This window comes from Blastococcus capsensis (genome assembly GCF_030165005.1).
Lineage (GTDB): Bacteria > Actinomycetota > Actinomycetes > Mycobacteriales > Geodermatophilaceae > Blastococcus > Blastococcus capsensis.
The window spans coordinates 395,213-413,789 of the sequence record NZ_JASNNW010000001.1; the positions used below are offsets into that span (position 1 = coordinate 395,213).

Here is an 18,577-nt window from a genome sequence, read left to right on the forward strand (position 1 = left end):
GACACCCCTCGCACATCCCTCTTCTGTTCCGGAGAACCGACATGACCGCCATTCCTCGCAGTTCGGCCGCCGCGGAGCCCACCCGGTCGTTGCTCTCCCGATGGGGTGACCGATCGGTGAAGACGAAGGTGCTGACCGCCGTGTCGGTCACCGCGGTGGTCGCCGGCAGCATCGGCGCCCTGGGCATCTCCGGGATGAGCGCCGCCGCCGACGACGCCGACCGGCTCTACTCGAACAACCTCCAGGGCGCCGTCCAGGCGGCGGCGATGGACCAGCTGCTCAGCGACATGCGCGTCGCCGCACGGGACTCGCTCATCGTGGAGACGCCGGAGGAGACCCTCGACAAGCTCGCGGCGGTGGAGGGCTACGCGGCGGAGTTCCACGAGGCACTCGTCACGTACGCGGCGGGGACCACCCAGCCGGAGAAGCTCGCCCTGGCCGAGGAGATGACCGTCGACATCGACGAGTACCTCGCCGTGCAGACCGACGTACTCGCGCCGCTGGCCATCGCGAGTGACGTGCGGGGCTGGGTGACAGTCAATGCGGAGCAGGGCGCCCCCATCGGCGACGAGCTGGGCGCCGACCTGGAGCTGCTGCGGGACATGGAGATGGCGGAGGCCGAGGCGGCCAGCGCCGGCATCCGCGACAGCTTCGAGTCCAACCGGACGCTGACCTTCGTCGTCATGGTCGCGGGCATCGCCCTCGCCCTGGCGCTGGGCTACGGCGTCGCGACCGGCATCGCCCGTTCGACCCGCAAGGTCCAGGACGTCGCCGTCGCCCTTGCTGCGGGTGACCTGACGAAGACCGCCGGCCTCACCAGCCACGATGAGCTGGGCCGGATGGGTGACGCCCTCGACGAGGCCGTGGTCAACCTGCGGACGGTGCTGGGCGGGGTGGCCGCGTCGGCGGATGCTGTTGCCGCCAGCTCGGAGGAGTTGTCGGCATCGTCGGCGCAGATCTCGGCGTCGGCGGAGGAGACGTCGGCGCAGTCCGGTGTGGTGTCGGGTGCTGCGGAGGAGGTGTCGCGCAGCGTGCAGACGGTGGCTGCGGGTGCCGAGCAGATGGGTGCCTCGATCCGGGAGATCGCCAGCAATGCGGCGGAGGCCTCTGAGGTGGCGGCGCGTGCGGTGACGGCGGCGGAGACGACGACGGCGACGGTGGCGAAGCTGGGCGAGTCGAGCGCGGAGATCGGGAACGTGGTGAAGGTGATCACGAGCATTGCGGAGCAGACGAACCTGCTGGCGTTGAACGCCACGATCGAGGCCGCGCGTGCCGGTGAGGCCGGTAAGGGCTTCGCAGTGGTGGCCAACGAGGTGAAGGAGTTGGCGCAGGAGACGGCGAAGGCGACCGAGGACATCGCCCGCCGGGTGCTGGCCATCCAGGGCGACACCACTGCCGCGGTGGCGGCGATCGGGGAGATCTCGCAGATCGTGGCGCAGATCTCGGATCGGCAGACCACGATCGCCTCGGCGGTGGAGGAGCAGACGGCGACGACCAACGAGATGTCGCGGTCGGTGCAGGAGGCTGCCGGTGGGACGACGCAGATCGCGGAGAACATCTCCGGGGTGTCCACCGCCGCGGACTCCACCACCCAGGCGCTGACCCAGACCCGCACGGCCGTGGACGAGCTGTCCCGGATGGCCGCCGAACTGCGCACCACCGTGGGCCGCTTCACCTACTAGAAGGAGACCCGCCTGCCCCCCACCGCTCGCAGGCTCGCGGCGGGCCCCTGCAGGTGGGCCGATGCCCGGCGGTCGGTCGCGGACGACCGACTGCCGATAACACCACCGGCGAGCGCCGCCGGCGGGTTCACCTGGACTCCGCCGGCGGCCTGCCGATGACCACATGGGGGCCGACTGCGCCCCGTGCAACCAGAGAGAAGGCACCAACAGTGGACGGTCTGGACGACATCGTCGAGGAGTTCCTCGTCGAGAGCCACGAAAACCTCGACCAGCTCGACACCGACCTGGTCGCGCTCGAGCAGGAGCCGAACTCCCGTGAGCGGCTGTCCAGCATCTTCCGGACCATCCACACCATCAAGGGCACCAGCGGCTTCCTGGCCTTCAACCGGCTGGAGGAGGTCGCCCACGTCGGGGAGAACATGCTCTCCCGCCTGCGGGACGGCGAGCTGGCGCTCACCCCGACCCGGACCAGCGTCCTCCTGCAGATGGTGGACACCGTCCGGTCGCTGCTGACCTCGATCGAGGCGACCGGCGGCGAGGGTGGCGTGGACGTGTCCGCCGTGGTCGCCGCCATCAGCGCCGCGATGGAGAGCGACGCGGCCCCCGCGGCCGCCGCCGTGGCCGCACCCGCCGCCGCCCCCGCGCAGAAGGCGCCGGCGAAGGCCGCCGCCACGAAGGCACCCGCGAAGGCACCCGCGAAGGCGCCGGCAGCCGGCGAGCCCACGGCAGCCCCCAAGCGCGCGTCGCGTGCCAAGGCGGCCCCGAAGCCCGCTCCCGTCGTGGCGGAGGGGGTCGAGCAACTGCACGACGACCTGACCGTCCCGCCGGCTCCGCCGGCCGCCGTCGCCGAGGAGATCCCGGTGCCCGAGCCCATCGCCGTCGACCACCCCGAAGGTGAGGCCGCCGCCCCCGACGCCACCGGTGGCCAGACCCGCCGCGCCGTCGCCGACAGCACCATCCGGGTCGACGTCGACCTGCTCGACGAGCTCATGCTGCTCGTCGGTGAGCTGGTGCTGACCCGCAACCAGATCGTCCAGAACGTCGCGCGGCAGACCGACACCGACCTGATCCGCGCCTCCCAGCGGCTCAACCTGATCGCCAGCGAGCTGCAGGAGGGCGTCATGAAGACGCGCATGCAGCCCATCGACCACATCTGGTCCAAGCTCCCGCGCGTGGTCCGTGACCTCGGCCTCCAGCTGAAGAAGTCGATCCGCTTGGAGATGGAGGGCCGGGACACCGAGCTCGACAAGACCCTCCTCGAGGCGGTCAAGGACCCGTTGACCCACCTGGTGCGCAACTCGGTGGACCACGGGATCGAGACGCCGGAGGACCGCAGACGAGCCGGCAAGCCGGCCGAGGGCGTGCTGACCCTGCGCGCCCGGCACGAGAGCGGTCAGGTCGTGGTCGAGGTGGCCGACGACGGCGGGGGCATCGACCCGGTCAAGCTCGGCGCCAAGGCCGTGCAGCGCGGTCTGCTGACCCAGGAAGCGCTGGCCCGGATGAGCCCGGCCGACATCCTGCAGCTGATCTTCCTGCCCGGCTTCTCGACCGCGGCCGCGGTCACCAACGTCTCCGGCCGCGGCGTCGGCATGGACGTCGTCAAGACCAACATCGAGTCCATCGGCGGCACCATCGAGGTCGAGTCCGACGCCGGTGTGGGCACCGTCTGCCGGCTGCGCATCCCGCTGACCCTGGCGATCGTCCCAGCGCTGACCGTCGAGTGCGCCTCCGACCGGTACGCCATCCCGCAGATCAGCCTGCAGGAACTGGTCAGCCTGGACGCCGAGAAGGCGGTCAGCGCCGTCGAGGAGGTCGGTGGCGCGCAGGTCTACCGGCTGCGCGGCGAGCTGCTGCCGCTCGTCCGGCTCACCGACGTCCTCGGCCTGACCTCCGAGCGGCACGACGGCCACGTCGTCATCGCGGTCCTGCGGTCGGAGGGCCGGCGCTTCGGCCTGGTCGTCGACCGGGTGATCAACACCGAGGAGATCGTGGTCAAGGCCGTCGGCGGCCAGCTGAAGGCGATCGGCCTGTACTCGGGCGCGACCGTCCTCGGTGACGGCACGGTGGCGCTGATCCTCGACGTCCAGGCCCTCGCCCGGCGCGCCCTGCGCACCGAGACCGTCGATCGCCAGGAGGCCCGCGCGGGTGCTCTGCAGGCGGCGTCCACGGAGACCGACCGGCAGCGGATGCTGCTGGCCGCCATCGGCGGCGGTCGCCGGGTGGCCATCCCGCTCGACACCGTCACCCGCCTCGAGCAGGTCCGCACCGAGTCGGTGGAGAAGGTCGGCAACCGGGAGGTCGTGCAGTACCGCGGCGCGATCCTGCCGATGGTCCGGCTCGACCGGCACCTCGGGGCCTACGGCGAGAGCGACCGCGAGGTCCTGGAGGTCATCGTCTACGCCGACCACGGGCGCAGCGTGGCCATCGTCGTCGAGGAGATCCTCGACATCGTCGACGGCGAGGCCGCGATCCGCAGCGACATCGACGACATGGGTCTGCTCGGCTCCGCCGTCCTCGGCGACAAGGTGACCGAACTGCTCGACGTCCGCGCCGCGATCCTGGCGGCCGACCCGCAGTTCTACTCGGCCCACCCCACCGCCCTCCACCCCACCTCGGCGCCGTCCGGCGTCTCCCACTCCCTGCTGGAGGTCTGACGTGACCGCCCCTTCCACGGCCCCCTCCTCCGGGAGCGAGGCCCCCGCCATCAGCGGGCAGCTGGCCACCTTCCGCCTGGACGGTGACCTCTACGGCATCGAGGTCGAGCACGTGCAGGAGGTGCTGCGCAGCCAGCAGCTGACCCGCGTGCCGCTCGCCCCGACCGCCGTCGCCGGGCTGATCAACCTCCGTGGCCAGGTGGTGACCGCCATCGAGCTGCGCGAGCGCCTCGGCCGGCCGCCTCGGCCGGAGGGCACCGACCCCGTCGTCATCGTCGTCCGGCTGCACGGTGAGGCGGTCAGCATGCTGGTCGACTCCATCGCCGACGTGGTCGACGTGGACGCCAGCGACTTCGAGGCGCCGCCGGACACCCTCGAGGGCCAGGCGCGCGACCTGATCCGGGGCGCCTACAAGCTCTCCGGCACGCTGCTGCTGGCGCTCGACGTCCAGAAGGCCGTCAGCGCCTAGCACTCCGTCGTCCTCCGGACGACAAGAGCGCCTGGATGAGCGGCGGGGAGTCACCTCCCCGCCGCTCGCGCGTTCTCGGCACCCGCCGTCCTCACCTCGCGGTCGCCGTCCTCGCGCTGCAACGTGAGGACGGCGGTCCGGCGGTGAGGATCGTGGCGCCCGGCAGGCGGACGAGCGGCGGTGGCAGTGGCCTGGGGGACGACGCCGACGACTGACTCACCACCACGGGGTAACTGCCCGTCACGCCGCGTCATCTATTGCTGACTGTGCCGGGCATGACACGCGCAGTAGGGGGAGCGGCCTCCGCGAACGGGTGACGGGGGCGTGGCGCGTCCCCGGTGGGGGCAGAGAGCATGGGTCCGTCCTGTTCCCGGAGCCCGTGGAGGCCTGCCGTGCCCTACTCGCTGGTGAGTGCCGCCACCCTCGGCTTCGACCTCGTGCGGCTGCCGGCGGGGCGGGCCGTGGCCGAGGTCCTGCTCACCGGTCTCGGGGCTGACGAGTCCGCCCTCGCCCGGCTGGCGGCCACCCATTTTTGTCGCGGGCTGGACCGGGACCAGCGCGGGGTGCGCGCCGTCCGGTCGCGCCGGGCGCGGGAGATGGCCGCCGCCGTCCCGCACATGCGCTCCGCCGCGGAAGCCGGTCAGGGCGGCGGGGACCGCGTCGCCCTGCTGGTCGCCCAGCTCGAGCAGGGCACCATCGGGGACGCCCCGACGCTGGAGCGGCTGCTCCGCGAGGACGTCCTCGGCCACGAGCACCCGCTGCGCGGGCGGACGGACGCCGACGAGTGGGACGAGGCCGCCGACGTCCTCGCCGACGCCGCCGTGGGCTTCTGGGCGGCGGGGGTCCTGCCTCCGCTGGTCCGGCGTGACCTGACCGCGGCGTTCGACCGCGCCCTCGACGCCGGCCCGCTGGCCGCGCCCGACACCTGGGGCCTGGGGCCCGCCGCCGACGAGCTGACCGCCTTCCTCGCCGCCGTGCGCGATCTGGACGAGGCCGGCCGGGCGCGCTGGCGGGTCGCCGTCGACGAGAACCGGGCGGGGCACCGCCCGTGGGCGGCCGCCATGCACGAGGCCTCGTGGGGGGCGCACGTCTCCGGGCGGATCCGGGCACTGGCCGCCGCGCAGCTGCTCGCCGTCCAGGCCTTCCTCGACGGTGGGTTCGACCTCCACGACGGCGCCGCCGGGGTGTGGAACGCCGTCGCCGGGTGCGTCCAGGCGATCGTGCTCGACGACCTGCTGGGCACGGACGCGGTCGCCGTGCTGCGCGCCCCCGGACGCCGGGTCGCCGCGCTCTCCTGACCGGCCCGCGGCCCGCATGACCGCGCCGCATCCCTGGAGCTCGCTGCACTCTTTCCGGAACCGTGTCGACAATGGCCGCACCGGTCGCCGACCGTGGCATCGTCGACTTCGATCGACGGCCAGAAGATAGGGCTACGCCTTCTGCGTGTCGGCTGTAATCCGGCCGATCCCCGCCGAGAATCTGGATCAGCGCCAGCCCGCCCGAGTCGCGAAGACCGCGTTCGCGTGGCGCTGGGGCGTCTTGGAACACGGCGCTGCCTGCCGTCCGGATCCGTCCTGCCGCCATTCCCCGGAATGTAAGTCACGGTCGCCGGCCGGCAGTTCCGTCGCATCCTGCCGCCATGCCGCGGCATCCCTGTCGTCCATCTCCCGGCTCGTCCGCGAGATGCCGGATGCCGCACCGCCGAAGGGCTCAAGCCGGGCGCGGAGATGCCGATACAGACAACGAGCCCGCCGGACGACGGGGGCAGGGGCCAGGAGGACGTGTGAACCCGATCAGGGTGATGGTGGTCGACGACTCGGTCGTCGTCCGCAAGATCGTCACCGATGTGCTCTCCGCGGACCCGGGGATCGAGGTCGTGGGCACCGCCGTCAACGGCAAGATCGCCGTCGGCAAGCTCGAGCAGCTCAAGCCCGACCTCGTCACGATGGACATCGAGATGCCGGAGATGAACGGCATCGAGGCGGTGCGCGCCATCCGGAGCGGAGCGGGCGGGCAGGCGCGCAGCCGCGTGCCGATCGTCATGTTCAGCACGCTCACCGAGCGCGGCGCCACCGCCACCCTGGACGCCCTCTCCGCCGGGGCCAACGACTACGTCACCAAGCCGGCCAACGTCGGCAGCGTGGGGCAGTCGATGGAGAGCGTGCGCGAGCAGCTGATCCCGAGGATCAAGGCCCTGACCGGCCGGCCGGTGCTCCCCACCGTCCGTGCCGTGGCGCCGGTCCCCCCGCCGCGGCCCGCCGCGCCCCGCACCGGGCCGGGCAAGAAGCCGGCGGTCCTGGTGATCGGATCCTCCACCGGGGGGCCCGAGGCGCTGGCCCGCGTGCTCCCGGCGCTGCCGGCGACGCTCCCCGTGCCGGTGCTCCTCGCCCAGCACATGCCGCCGGTCTTCACCCGCCAGTTCGCCCAGCGCCTCGACCGGCTCTGCGCGCTGCGGGTGGTCGAGGCGGTCGACGGCGTGCCGCTGGCCCCCGGCACGGTGCACCTGGCACCCGGCGACCACCACCTCATGGTCCGCGCCGACGGCCGGGCCGGCTTCGCCACCTCGATCAACCAGGAGCCGCCGGAGAACTTCTGCCGTCCCGCGGTCGACCCGCTCTTCCGCTCGGCCGTCGCCGCCTACGACGGGGCGGTGCTCGGCATCGTCCTCACCGGCATGGGCGCCGACGGCCGCAACGGCTGCGGGGAGATCCGCAACGCCGGCGGCACCGTCGTCGTGCAGGACCAGGCGACGTCCGTCGTCTGGGGCATGCCGGGCGCCGTAGCGCAGGCCGGCTACGCCGACGAGGTGCTGCCGCTCGACCGGATCGCCGAGGCGATCCAGCGCCACCTCTCCGGTGGCGCACCGCTGAACACCGGAACCGCTATGGCCGTGGGAGGTCGTCGATGAGTCTGACCGCGACCAGTTTCGACTGGGTCCGTGACCTCGTCCGGAAGGAGAGCGCGATCGTGCTCCAGCCGGGCAAGGAGTACCTGGTGGAGGCGCGTCTCCTGCCGATGGCCCGGCAGATGGGCCTGACCGACGTCACCAAGCTGGTGGAGACGGTGCGGGTCCGCCCGGACGCCGACAACACCCGCAGGATCGTCGAGGCGCTCACCACGAACGAGACGTCGTGGTTCCGTGACGGCGATCCGTTCACCGCGCTGACCTCCACGGTCCTGCCGTCGCTGCTGTCGGCCCGTGGAGCGAACGAGCGGCTGCAGATCTGGTCGGCGGCCAGCTCCAGCGGGCAGGAGCCGTACACCATCGCGATGCTTCTGGACGACGCCCTGCCCAACGCCACCTCCCGGGTCTCGATCACCGCGACCGACCTCTCCCGCGAGATGGTGCAGCGAACCCGTGCCGGTCGGTTCAGCCAGCTGGAGGTCAACCGTGGCCTCCCGGCGCCCATGCTCGTCCGGCACTTCACCCGCGCCGGCAACGAGTGGGAGGTGTCGGCCAACCTCCGCCGGATGGTCAACGCCAGCGAGTGCAACCTGGCGGCGCCGCTGCCGCGGATGGGCCCGTTCGACGTGGTCTACCTGCGCAACGTGCTCATCTACTTCGACCTGCCGACCAAGCAGTCGATCCTCCGCCGGGTGCGCGATCTCATGCGCCCCGACGGGTGGCTGTTCCTCGGTGCCGCCGAGACCACGCTCGGCGTCGACGACTCCTGGGAGCGGGTCGTCATCGGCCGCAGCTCCGCCTACCGCCCACTGAAGGGGGCCTGAATGCGTGCCTTGGTGATCGACGACTCCCGCGCGATGCGGCGGATCGTCAGCGGAATCCTCATCGGCCTCGGCTACGAGGTCCGCGATGCCGGCCACGGGCGGGAGGGGCTCGACGTCCTGGACGAGGGCTGGAAGCCCCACCTGCTCTGCGTCGACTGGAACATGCCGGTGATGGACGGGCTGCAGTTCGTCTCCGCCGTCCGTTCCAACCCGGCCTGGCGATCCGTGACGATCATGATGGTCACATCGGAGAGCGAGCACACCCAGATCGTGCGGGCGCTGGCGGCCGGTGCGCACGAGTACGTCATCAAGCCGTTCACCGCCGACGCGATCCGCGACAAGCTCGCGCTGCTCGGCCTGCTCCCGGAAGAAGTTCCCGCAGGGGTTCCGGTTCCCCTGCGGAGCAGTGAGCAGGAGGTCGCCCTGTGACCACGATGGATACCGGGGAGCGTCGCCGCAGCAGCGACGTCCGCCCGGTCATCACCGACCTGATCGACGGGGCCACGGTCCTGTCGATCGCCGAGGAGGCGTGGATCGCGCTCGTCGGCGAGGACGAGATCCTCGTCCCCATCCCCGGCGAGCCCCCGGTGGACATCGTGTCCAGCTGGGTGGACATCGTCGGCCCCTGGACCGGCAGCGTCGTCCTCACCACCGGCCGCGGCACCGCCGAGGAGCTGTCCCGCGCCCTGCTGCGCGAGGCCGCTCCCGAGGTGCTCGAGCACGAGGACGTCGAGGACGCCTTCGGCGAGATCGCCAACGTCGTCGGCGGCAACGTCAAGGCCGCGCTGCCCGGCCCGTCCGGCCTGAGCCTGCCCCAGGTCGGGAACGCCCCGGTCGTCCGCAACCCCGTCGACGTCTGTCGCGTCGACGTGGTGTGGCGCGGCGAACCGGTCTCCATCTCCGTGCAGGGCGCCCTGCCGCCGCTGCCGGTTCCCTCCCCCACGCGCGAGAACGAGGTGCCCCTGTGAAGATCCTGATCGCCGACGACAGCCGTGTCATGCGGCAGATCGTCATCCGCACCCTGCGCCAGGCCGGGTACGACGACCACGACATCGTCGAGGCCGAGGACGGCGCCGACGCGCTGGCCAAAGTCGGCTCCGAGAAGCCGGACCTGGTCCTGTCGGACTGGAACATGCCGAACATGACCGGCATCGAGTGCCTGGAGGCCCTGCGCTCCTCCGGTTCCAGCGTGCCCTTCGGGTTCGTCACGTCGGAGGGCTCCCCGGAGATGCGCGAGAAGGCCGCCAACGCCGGCGCCCTGTTCCTCATCGCCAAGCCGTTCACCGATGACACCTTCCGGGAGCACCTGGACGGGGTGATCGCATGACCGCCCCCACCGGCGTCGTGCAGTTGCCCGCCGCCAAGGACGTCCGCGACATGCTGACCGGCCTGGTCGGCAAGCCGGTCAGCGTCTCGCCGGGGGCCCCGGTGACCCCGACGCCGGACAAGCCGGTGTCCGTGGCGGTCTACGTCGACCCGCACATGAACGTCAACGCCCTGTGCGTGATGGACCTGGGGGCGTCGGCCTACACCGGCTCCGCCTTGGCCCTGCTGCCGCCCGGCGGCGCCCAGGACGCCGTCGAGGAGGACGGCGAGCTGACCGGCATGCAGGTCGAGGCGCTGCACGAGGTGGTGAACGTGCTCTCCGCGCTGTTCAACACCGCGGGCGCCCCGCACTCCAAGCTGCACAAGCTGTACGCGGCCGGCGGGGACCTGCCCGGTGACATCGAGGGCATGCTCGCCGCCTTCAACCGGGTCGACCTCGCCATCGAGGTGCCCACCTACGGCAAGGGAGCGCTCTCCTTCGTCATCCCGTGAGGCTGACCGCCGACCGGTGAACCACGCCAGGCCCAGGACCGATCCGGTCCTGGGCCTGGCGTGGTCCGAGGTGCACTCCGGGGCCGGGACCGGGGCCCATCAGGCGATCGCCAGGGTCTGCTCGTCGCTGTTGGTGGGCAGGCACGCCCAGACGTGCTTGCAGTCCTCGTCGACGTACCAGCCGTGCGCCACCGAGAGGCGGGCCACCAGCTGCAGCCCCATCCCGCCCTGGGCGGGATCCCGGTCGACGACGGGGGCCGGCATGGTTCCCGGAGCGCGGTCGCTCACGTCGAGCAGCCAGCCGCCGCTGCCGGCCACGACGGTGGCCACCACCGGCGACTCACCGTGGCGCAGGGCGTTGGAGGCGAGTTCGTCGAACGCGAGCACCAGCTGTTCGCTGCACTCGTCGTCCGGGTCGCCCGGGATGCCGAGGCGCCCCAGATGGCTGCGGAGGGAGGCGCGAGCGGGGGGCAGCTCGGCCAGTGCACCGAGTCGCCACCGCCAGATCTCGCCACGCCCGTCGGGCAGCGGGCGCAGCGGCCACGCGAGTCGCCCCATGCTCTCCCCCTCGAGTCCGCTGTACGACCGGCCCCAGTGGTGCCCCGGTCCGACCGGTGTCAACCCCGACTGTGTCCGGTTCCGCAGATGGCCACAGTCGGGGCATTGATTTCACGCGAGGGATCCGTCAAGCTGGCACGTCGGGTTGTCGACAGGCGCGCACCCCGTGGGCGGGACGGCACGGCGCCGTCGCTGGGCCCACGGTGCAGTGCCCCGCTGACCGCTGACCGCTGACCGCTGACCGCTGGGCTCAGGCTCCGGCCGCTGGATCGCGAAGGCCACCGGGAGGCGATGGACACGGCCGCCCGCGCCGGGGGTGCGCAGGACCGGCCCCCGGCTGACTAGTCGGGGTGGCGCAGCAGGTAGCGGCCGAAGTGCGGCACGGTGAAGGCGATCTGGCCGCGCTCGGCCGAGTAGACCAGGCCCTTCTTGATCAGCGCGTCGCGGGCAGGGGAGAGCGAAGCCGGCTTGCGCCCCAGCGAGACGGCGACCTCCGAAGTGAGCACAGCGGACCCGACCGAACCGCCCAGCTCGGCCATCGCGTGCATGTACTCGCGCTCGGCGGGGGTGGCGCGGTCGTACCGCGAACCGAAGAAGCCCACGGCGAGCTCGGCCTCGGCGACCGGCGCGGCCATCGCGACGTCCGCGGCCGTGATGGGCGAAGCGGCGGCGACGTCCCAGGTGACCTTGCCGTAGGCCTGGACGAAGTAGGGATAACCGTCGGCGGCGTCGTAGAGCGCGTCCAGGGCGTCGGGCTCGAAGGTGACGTCCTCGCGTTCGGCCGGGGCCAGGAGGGCCCGGTCGGCGGCCTGCCGGTCGAGCCGGTCGATGCGCAGGTAGCGGAAGAGCCGTTCGGAGTAGCTCTTCGACGCCGACAGCACGGCCGGCAGGTGGGGGAGTCCCGCGCCGACGACGATCAGCGGCGCGCCCTGCTGGGAGAGCTCGTGGCAGGCGGCGCAGATGGCCGAGACGTCGTCGGGCTGGATGTCCTGCATCTCGTCGATGAACAACGCGATCCCGCTGCCGATGTCGGCGGCCACCCCGGCGGCGTCGGTGAGCAGCTCGACCAGATCGATCTCCATGTCGCCGGAGTCGGCCCGACCGCTCGCGGCGGGGACGTCGATGCCGGGCTGCCAGCGGTCACGGACCTTCGCCTCGGCCGCGTTCACCCGCTGCGCGAACGCCTTGACCACACCGAGCACCTCGGCCACCGACTCCTGGTCCCCGTGCCGGGGCCCCAGCTCGCGCAGGGCCATGTGCAGGGCGGAGGAGACCGGGCGGCGCAGCGACTGCTCGGGCCGTGCCTCGATCTTGCCGGTGCCCCAGCCGCGCGCGATCGCCGCCGAGCGGAGCTGATTCAGCAGCACGGTCTTGCCGACGCCGCGCAGCCCGGTGAGCACCAGCGAGCGCTCGGGGCGGCCGCGCGCGATGCGTTCCAGGACGACGTCGAAGGCCGACAGCTCGGCGTCGCGGCCGGCCAGCTCGGGCGGGCGCTGCCCGGCGCCGGGGGCGTAGGGATTCCGCACCGGGTCCATGTCGACCACCGTATGAGCATCTCTAGCGCTCCGGATAGAGATCGGTAGAACGACCTAGCGCGTGTCGGGCGGAAGCGCTGCTCCCGGCCGGGCGGCGACCCACGCGCGAACCGCCTCCGCGTCGCGCTCGAGCCACGCGCCGAAGAACGCGCGGAAGGGCACGCGGGTCACGTCGAGGTGGTGCCGGGAGCCGTCGTGCAGCCGGAGCCACGCGGCCCAGCCTCGGCCGAAGCCGCCGACCCGATCCACCACCACCTCGGCGATCTGCTCGCGGGAGAACGTCCGGGTGGTCAGCTGGTTGCGGACGACGAGCCGGCCGTCGGGCGTCCCGGTGGCGCCCATGACGAGCATGCGCGCCGCCAGGGCCGCGGACGCGCCCACCACGAGGACCTGCGGCACGACGGCGTCCTCGTCCCCGCGGAGAGGCAGCGGGCTCAGGAACAGCCCCGCGAGCAGCAGGGGGAACACGACCAGCCACGCCCGTGCCCAAGCCGGCGGGCGCAGCCGCAGGTACGCGTCGGAGCGGTGCACCGGGCCATCCTGCGAGGGGAGGGCCCGCCCGGGGGCCCCGATCACCCGTCCGGGGGACGCGTCGACCGCCATCTGGCGCTCTCTGGCCGGGACGCTGGATCGGCCCAGGATGCCGTCATCCCTTGTCGGGACGACGCCCCGCTGACGACGCTGCAGCACTCCCCCACCCGCGGGTGGTCTTACGCCTCAGATTGCGGCGTCCAAGCCCAGGTCAGCGTGCAGGAACGCGTACACGGTGCCCGCGACAAGGCCGAACCACAGGTGCCCGACGAGGAACGTGACGACGTCCCGGCGGCCGTAGTGCCGGTAGAAGACGCCGGGGGCAGGGACGTCGTCCGGCATCCTCGGGTGCAGGTCGGCGAATGCGCCGACCACGACGCCGCCGAGCAGGCCGTGCACCGCTCCGGCGAACATCCCCACCACGCCAGGTGCTCGTTGTGCGCGACAGCAGCGGAGAACGTCGCGTACAGCAGGACGATCCCGACCGCGAGCGCCCCGTGTCCGGCCCAGCCGGCCGCGCGGCGCCACCGACGGGGTGCCCGCAGGATCGATCCGCCCTCGTCGAAGATGTCCTGCCGCACCGGGAACCGGAGTGCCCGCTGCAGACAGGCCAGCGCCTCCATCAACTGGGCGGCGACCAGCGCGGCGAGAGCTGCGGCGACGGGGTCGATGGTGGAAGAAGGCACCAGGATCGAGCCGACCTACCCGTCCAGGATCGTGCGCGCGGAAGCGTCGAACGCCGAGGGTCCCTTCCCAGGCCGGGTCGAGGCCATGCATGGCGAGCCACGCCGGTGTGATCGAGACTGTGCGGGTGGCCGGATCCGGCCCGCTGACCGTGCTGCTGCGGACGGGATGCGCCCGTCTCAGAGAGGACCCGACGTGGATCACCAGCCGGAACACCTGGAGCAGGGAGGCGCCGGGGGAGTAGGGGCGTCCGTCACCGGGGTCCTCAGGCGGCTCCGCCATGCTCCGATGATGGACACGGTCCTCGGGGCGCAGTACGCCCCGTTGTTGCCGCTGACCCTGCGCACGCACCTCCACAGGTGGCGGCCCCGCCGGTACCGGCCCGACCACGTCCTGGTCCCGGAGGGCTACACCGTCGAGCTCGTCGCGAAGGGCTTCAACGAGCCCGTCCACTGCTGCTTCGACGACCAGGGCAACTGCTACGTCATCGAGTGCGGGCACAAGATCGAGGCCAAGCCGCGCGTGCTCAAGGTCGACGTGCGCACCGGGGAGTGGGAGGTGTTCTTCGACCTGCCCGGAGACAGGTGGAACATCACCGGCGCGGTGACCGGCGCCTGCTGGCACGACGGCCACCTGTACCTGATGAACACCGACACGCTGTCGCGGATCACCCCGGACAAGGGGCTGGAGGACCTGGTCACCGACCTGCCGGGCAAGGGCGACCACCAGAGCAACTACCCGGTCGTCGGGCCGGACGGGAAGATCTACTTCGGGCAGGGGACGCACACCAACACCGCCGTCGTGGGCGCGGACAACTACGCCTACGAGTGGCTGCGCCACTTTCCTCAGGAGCACGACGTCCCCGGCCAGGACGTCGTGCTGACCGGGCGGAACTACGAGATGCCCGACGTCATCGGCAATCCGGCGACCACGGTCAGGACCGGGGCATACGTGCCCTTCGGCACCGAGACGACACCCGGTCAGGTCATCGAGGGCAACGTCCGTTGCAACGGGTCGGTCCTGCGCTGCAACCCCGACGGCAGCGACCTCGAACTGGTCGCCTGGGGGCTGCGCAACCCCTACGGCATCGCCTTCACCCCGGACGGACGCCTCTTCGCGACCGAGCACGGCATCGACGAGCGCAACAACCGGCACATCATCGGTGACCTCGAGGACTTCTACGAGATCACCGAAGGCGCGTGGTACGGCTGGCCCGATTTCGCCTCCGGCATCCGGCTGGACGATCCGTACTGGGGCGGGCCCGACCGCGGCCGCGGACGGGAGCCCGTGCTCGCCGAGCACCCGGATCCGAACCCACCGAAACCGTTCGTCAGCTTCGCACAGCACTCGGGCCCCAACGGTGTGGACTTCAGTCGCGACACATCGTTCGGGTTCGAGGGCGACGCCTTCGTCGCGCTGTTCGGCGACCTGACGCCGGTCACCGCCCGGCTGACCACGCCGTCCGGATTCAAGGTCGTCCGGGTGGACATGGCGACCCGGGAGGTCGTGGACTTCGCCGTCAACAAGATCAACGGCCCGGCGTCCCGGCTCCCGCACGCGGGCATGGAGCGGCCGTCGCACTGCCAGTTCGGGCCCGACGGCAACCTGTACGTCGTCGACTTCGGCGAGGTCTCCATCGCGCCCGAGAAGGGCGGCATCCGGGTCTGGGAGAACACCGGTGCGCTCTGGCGCATCCGCCGGACGGACGGACTGGCGGGGCGGCAACCGCCGCCGGCCACCGTCGTCCCGTCCTACGCGATCAAGGCCGCCCTCGGTGCCGCCGGTGCGGTTGCCGGCGTCGTCGGCGGTGTCACCGCGTGGCGCCGGCGCCGCCGTTGACCTGTTGCGACGCATGGAGCTGATCGCTCGCCGATCGGCGTCGCCGGCCCCCTGCGCGATCGTCGGCGTTCAGCTGCGGGTGGTTGTCGGCAGGGGGAACCGCCACAACGCCCCGCTGCTTGCATCGGCCTCGACGCCGGTGTCGACCATCTCGAACTGGCCGAAGTCGAGCACGTACACCCACCCTTCGGCGGCGTCGATGCGCACGTCGATGGGCCGGCGGACCGGCCCCGGGGCCAGCGGGTGCAGCGTCCACGCGGACGTGTCGACCCTCGCGATGCTGCGGCCCACGCGCGGACCGCTGGGCGCCGTCATGGGGACCTCGTCGCCGAACAGTGCGACGTACAGATCCCCGGCGTGCTCGCCTGCCTCGGGGACGACGTCGAACTTGACGGCTGCGACGTGCGGCGGGAACTGCAGCAGCGGCTCCTCGGGTGGCGGCAGCTGGTCGTGGTCGATCAGCAGCATCGTCGGCGGCTCGCCGCGCTCGGGCAGAAATCGCTCATCGGTGACGGGGATGCCGCCGATGAAGTCCGGCCAGCCGTACCAGCGGCCCGGGTGCACGTCGAACAGCAGGTCCGGGGCCTGGCCGACGGCGCGACTGCCGCGGTCGTCGGCGCCCTGGTCGACCGCGAGCAGCCGGCCGTCGGGCAGGAATCCCAGGCCGTAGGCGTTGCGCAACCCCCAGGCGACGAGCTCGAGATTGCTGCCGTCCAGGTCGCACCGCATCACTGCTGCAGTCGCGGGCAACCCGGCCGGCACCCGCTGCCGGTGCTGTGACTCCGTCGCGAAGGGGCTGAACCCACCCGTCGTGGCTCGCGCGTGGGGGTCGCTGCTCGTCGGGTCGGCGGTGGTGACGTTCACCCCGGCGAGGGTGACCGGGTAGCCGGGGAGGTCGTGGCCGTGCGGCAGCCGGCGCAGCCAGCCGATCGCGTAGGCGTCGAGCCCGACGATGCCCAGGTTGGTCAGCGCCCCCTGGCTGAAGTAGAGCTTGTCGTCCGGCCCGATCACCGCCATGTTGGTGTGGTAGTTGCCGGGGCCGGGCAGGTCGTCGAGCACGGTCGTGCGCGTGCCGTCCAGGCCTAGTCGGGTGATCCGGCCGGGGTGCCCACCTTCGGACACGTAGAGCCCGCCGGCGTGCAGCGTCAGGCCGTTGACCGGGGCGCGCAGGTCCTCGGCCAGCAGTGTGCGGGAACCGGTCGGATCGACGCGCCACACCCGGCCGCCAGGGGGCGCGCCGGCGAACGGCAGACCGGACTCGGCGAGATAGAGCACTCCGCCCTCGCCGAGAGCGATGCTGGTCGGGAAGTGCCAGCCGTCGCCGACGAGCTCCCAGCCGTCCCGCTCGGTGGTCGTCACGCGACTCCTTCGGTATTACGTCGTGTGCCTCGTCGTTCGATCAGGGTCGCAACCGCCCAGGTCGCTCCGGCCAGGAGCAGCACGAGCGCGAACACGACCACAGGGTCCGCCCACTCGGCCACGACCGAGCCTGCCAGCGCGTACAGCAGCGCCGCCGGGAGGCTCCCGACCATCGCGGCCAGTGCACTGCGCCCCCAGCCCAGCCGGCTCATCCCGGCGAGGATGACCGTCGTCTCGGCGAGCAGCGGAACCGGCCGGGTCACCACGATGGCGAGAACGCCCCATCTGTCGAGCAGTGCATCCGCCCGGCGACGCTGTTCGGCCGGGACCAGCCGATCGAGCCCGGCCCCGCCGCGACGACCGAGAGCGAAACCGACCAGGGCGGCGCCGAGGCTCCCTGCGATCGACAGCACCGTCCCGACGAGCGGGCCGAACACCGCACCGTGCGCGATCATCACCAGGCTCGAGGGCACCGGGAGCACGACATCGACCACCAGCAGACCGACACCGACCGCCGCCGCCGGAACGGCCTCCGCGCCACGGACGAGGATCGGTCAACAGCGGGATGCCCAGCGCCTCCACGAGGACGAACAGCACCGTGAACAGCGTCAGCAACCCGGTGACCACCGCCCAGTATCGACGCATCGCCGCCTACGGCAGACCCTCTGGCGACTCCAAGCTCAGCGTCGCCGGTCGCTCGACCGCCGAGTGGCGACGGCAAGGAAGGAGAGGGCCAGGAGGCCGAGCCCGATCTTGGCAGCGGCCGGCAGCGGCTCCGCGCGCAGGGCGAGCGGCCCCAGCACCGGCTTGGCCTTGTTGCCGGCCAGGCTCAGCGTGGCGGCCCCGAAACCTGCGGTGTCGTATTCGCGCACCGCACGCTTCCCCCCGCGCTGTGGTCCCCGGATGCCGTCGACGAAGGACGCGAACATGTGGGGCACCCGGTCGATCCCTCCGGCCACCGGGGCTCCGACGCCACCCTGGGACAGCAGCTCGTCGAAGGCGCGCTTCAGTGACGGGGCGTGCGTCCACATGTTGTAGAACGCGACCCGGCCCTCGGCATCGATCAGGACCGACGGGTCGGCCATCTCCTGGGTGTACGCGCGATGCACCGTTCCCTCGTAGTCGTCGACCAGCACGGGCCAGGTGATGCCCTCGAGCTGCTGGTACTCCTGCGCGGAGGCGACCTTCTCCTCGTAGCTGAGGTACCGGCCGCGCTTCTCGCCGGGGTGAGCCTGACGGATGATCACGTCGAGGAACTGGATCCGGTCGCCGTACCGGTCGTAGAGCTTCTTGACAGGCGCAACTGCACCCGTGGTGACCGGCTAAGTTCCGCTGCCGAAGTGGAGGAACACCGGGCGGCCACGCAGCGAGCTCAGCCGCACGGGGTCGCCCTCGGTCGACCGCAGCTCGAAGTCGGGGGCCTCGCTCCCCGGTCGCACTCCGTCGCCCTTCACCGACCGCCACATGTCGGCGAGCAGGTGCTTGGGCCGGAAGTGCTCGTAGTTGTACTCCGCCAGCTGCGCTGCGCTGCCGGCTGGGCTCCCTGCACCCAGGGACGTCGAGTCCCGCCTGCTGTCCGTCATCGCTGTCTCCTCCGTCGGGGGCACTCTGTCGCCGGTGCCTGACCTGCTCGGTCGCGGGCGCCGCTAAACCCGCACATGGGCGGCTCCGCCGAGGCGTCGATCGTGCCCGCTCCAGCGAGCGGCGTCGCCGATGGCG

Annotated in this window: 19 protein-coding genes; 11 read left to right on the forward strand and 8 right to left on the reverse strand. The window is 72.0% G+C overall.

The genetic code is table 11. The features are described from left to right. The first annotated feature begins 41 nt into the window (after positions 1-41). The 10 genes from QOZ86_RS01835 (at position 42) to QOZ86_RS01880 (ending at position 10,352) form a co-directional block, all read left to right on the forward strand. On the forward strand, positions 42-1,682 hold the full coding sequence (locus QOZ86_RS01835) for a methyl-accepting chemotaxis protein (RefSeq protein ID WP_284490235.1): 1,641 nt from the start codon (positions 42-44) through the stop codon (positions 1,680-1,682). A 209-nt stretch (positions 1,683-1,891) separates the two neighbouring features. After that, complete coding sequence (locus QOZ86_RS01840) at positions 1,892-4,336, forward strand: chemotaxis protein CheW (RefSeq protein WP_284490236.1); 2,445 nt, start codon at positions 1,892-1,894, stop codon at positions 4,334-4,336. A gap of 1 nt (position 4,337) precedes the next feature. Then, positions 4,338-4,805 (forward strand): chemotaxis protein CheW, encoded by a 468-nt coding sequence (locus QOZ86_RS01845; RefSeq protein WP_284490237.1) that lies wholly within the window; start codon positions 4,338-4,340, stop codon positions 4,803-4,805. A 392-nt stretch (positions 4,806-5,197) separates the two neighbouring features. Further along, a complete protein-coding gene (locus QOZ86_RS01850) occupies positions 5,198-6,103 on the forward strand; it encodes a hypothetical protein (RefSeq protein ID WP_284490238.1) in 906 nt (301 codons plus the stop codon). 485 nt (positions 6,104-6,588) lie between these two features. Continuing rightward, positions 6,589-7,713, forward strand: a complete 1,125-nt coding sequence (locus QOZ86_RS01855) for a protein-glutamate methylesterase/protein-glutamine glutaminase (RefSeq protein ID WP_284490239.1) — start codon at positions 6,589-6,591, stop codon at positions 7,711-7,713. Further along, positions 7,710-8,534 carry a CheR family methyltransferase gene (locus QOZ86_RS01860; RefSeq protein ID WP_284490240.1) on the forward strand — a complete coding sequence of 275 codons (825 nt, stop codon included), beginning with the start codon at positions 7,710-7,712 and terminating at the stop codon, positions 8,532-8,534. The genes QOZ86_RS01855 and QOZ86_RS01860 overlap by 4 nt, the downstream gene beginning before the upstream one ends. Further along, positions 8,535-8,963 (forward strand): response regulator, encoded by a 429-nt coding sequence (locus tag QOZ86_RS01865; protein WP_284490241.1) that lies wholly within the window; start codon positions 8,535-8,537, stop codon positions 8,961-8,963. 5 nt (positions 8,964-8,968) lie between these two features. After that, a complete protein-coding gene (locus QOZ86_RS01870) occupies positions 8,969-9,502 on the forward strand; it encodes a chemotaxis protein CheX (RefSeq protein WP_284490341.1) in 534 nt (177 codons plus the stop codon). Then, positions 9,499-9,861 (forward strand): response regulator, encoded by a 363-nt coding sequence (locus QOZ86_RS01875; protein ID WP_284490242.1) that lies wholly within the window; start codon positions 9,499-9,501, stop codon positions 9,859-9,861. Before QOZ86_RS01870 ends, QOZ86_RS01875 begins: the two co-directional genes overlap by 4 nt. Beyond that, positions 9,858-10,352 carry a hypothetical protein gene (locus QOZ86_RS01880; protein ID WP_284490243.1) on the forward strand — a complete coding sequence of 165 codons (495 nt, stop codon included), beginning with the start codon at positions 9,858-9,860 and terminating at the stop codon, positions 10,350-10,352. Before QOZ86_RS01875 ends, QOZ86_RS01880 begins: the two co-directional genes overlap by 4 nt. A 99-nt stretch (positions 10,353-10,451) precedes the next feature. On the opposite strand, the gene QOZ86_RS01885 is transcribed toward QOZ86_RS01880, so the two are convergent. The 4 genes from QOZ86_RS01885 to QOZ86_RS01900 form a co-directional block, all read right to left on the reverse strand. Continuing rightward, positions 10,452-10,910 carry an ATP-binding protein gene (locus QOZ86_RS01885; RefSeq protein WP_284490244.1) on the reverse strand — a complete coding sequence of 153 codons (459 nt, stop codon included), beginning with the start codon at positions 10,908-10,910 and terminating at the stop codon, positions 10,452-10,454. 341 nt (positions 10,911-11,251) lie between these two features. Then, the gene (locus QOZ86_RS01890; protein WP_284490245.1) at positions 11,252-12,445 is read right to left on the reverse strand and encodes an ATP-binding protein; all 1,194 of its coding nucleotides are present in this window, start codon (positions 12,443-12,445) and stop codon (positions 11,252-11,254) included. Positions 12,446-12,499: 54 nt separating this feature from the next. Then, positions 12,500-12,976 carry a hypothetical protein gene (locus tag QOZ86_RS01895; RefSeq protein WP_284490246.1) on the reverse strand — a complete coding sequence of 159 codons (477 nt, stop codon included), beginning with the start codon at positions 12,974-12,976 and terminating at the stop codon, positions 12,500-12,502. Positions 12,977-13,162: 186 nt separating this feature from the next. Continuing rightward, complete coding sequence (locus QOZ86_RS01900; protein WP_284490247.1) at positions 13,163-13,390, reverse strand: hypothetical protein; 228 nt, start codon at positions 13,388-13,390, stop codon at positions 13,163-13,165. A gap of 561 nt (positions 13,391-13,951) precedes the next feature. On the opposite strand from QOZ86_RS01900, the gene QOZ86_RS01905 reads away from it, so the two are divergent. Then, the gene (locus QOZ86_RS01905) at positions 13,952-15,499 is read left to right on the forward strand and encodes a PQQ-dependent sugar dehydrogenase (protein WP_284490248.1); all 1,548 of its coding nucleotides are present in this window, start codon (positions 13,952-13,954) and stop codon (positions 15,497-15,499) included. A gap of 69 nt (positions 15,500-15,568) precedes the next feature. Here QOZ86_RS01905 and QOZ86_RS01910 read toward each other — a convergent pair whose 3' ends face one another. From QOZ86_RS01910 to QOZ86_RS21320, 4 genes are all read right to left on the reverse strand, one after another. Continuing rightward, positions 15,569-16,858 carry a PQQ-dependent sugar dehydrogenase gene (locus tag QOZ86_RS01910; protein ID WP_284490249.1) on the reverse strand — a complete coding sequence of 430 codons (1,290 nt, stop codon included), beginning with the start codon at positions 16,856-16,858 and terminating at the stop codon, positions 15,569-15,571. After that, the gene (locus tag QOZ86_RS01915; protein WP_284490250.1) at positions 16,855-17,352 is read right to left on the reverse strand and encodes a TVP38/TMEM64 family protein; all 498 of its coding nucleotides are present in this window, start codon (positions 17,350-17,352) and stop codon (positions 16,855-16,857) included. The genes QOZ86_RS01910 and QOZ86_RS01915 overlap by 4 nt, the downstream gene beginning before the upstream one ends. 186 nt (positions 17,353-17,538) lie before the next feature. Next, the gene (locus tag QOZ86_RS21315) at positions 17,539-18,105 is read right to left on the reverse strand and encodes a TlpA family protein disulfide reductase (protein ID WP_489433513.1); all 567 of its coding nucleotides are present in this window, start codon (positions 18,103-18,105) and stop codon (positions 17,539-17,541) included. Positions 18,106-18,180: 75 nt separating this feature from the next. Then, positions 18,181-18,441: a peroxiredoxin family protein gene (locus QOZ86_RS21320; RefSeq protein WP_489433514.1), complete on the reverse strand. Its 261-nt coding sequence runs from the start codon at positions 18,439-18,441 to the stop codon at positions 18,181-18,183. Between the last annotated feature and the right edge of the window lie 136 nt (positions 18,442-18,577).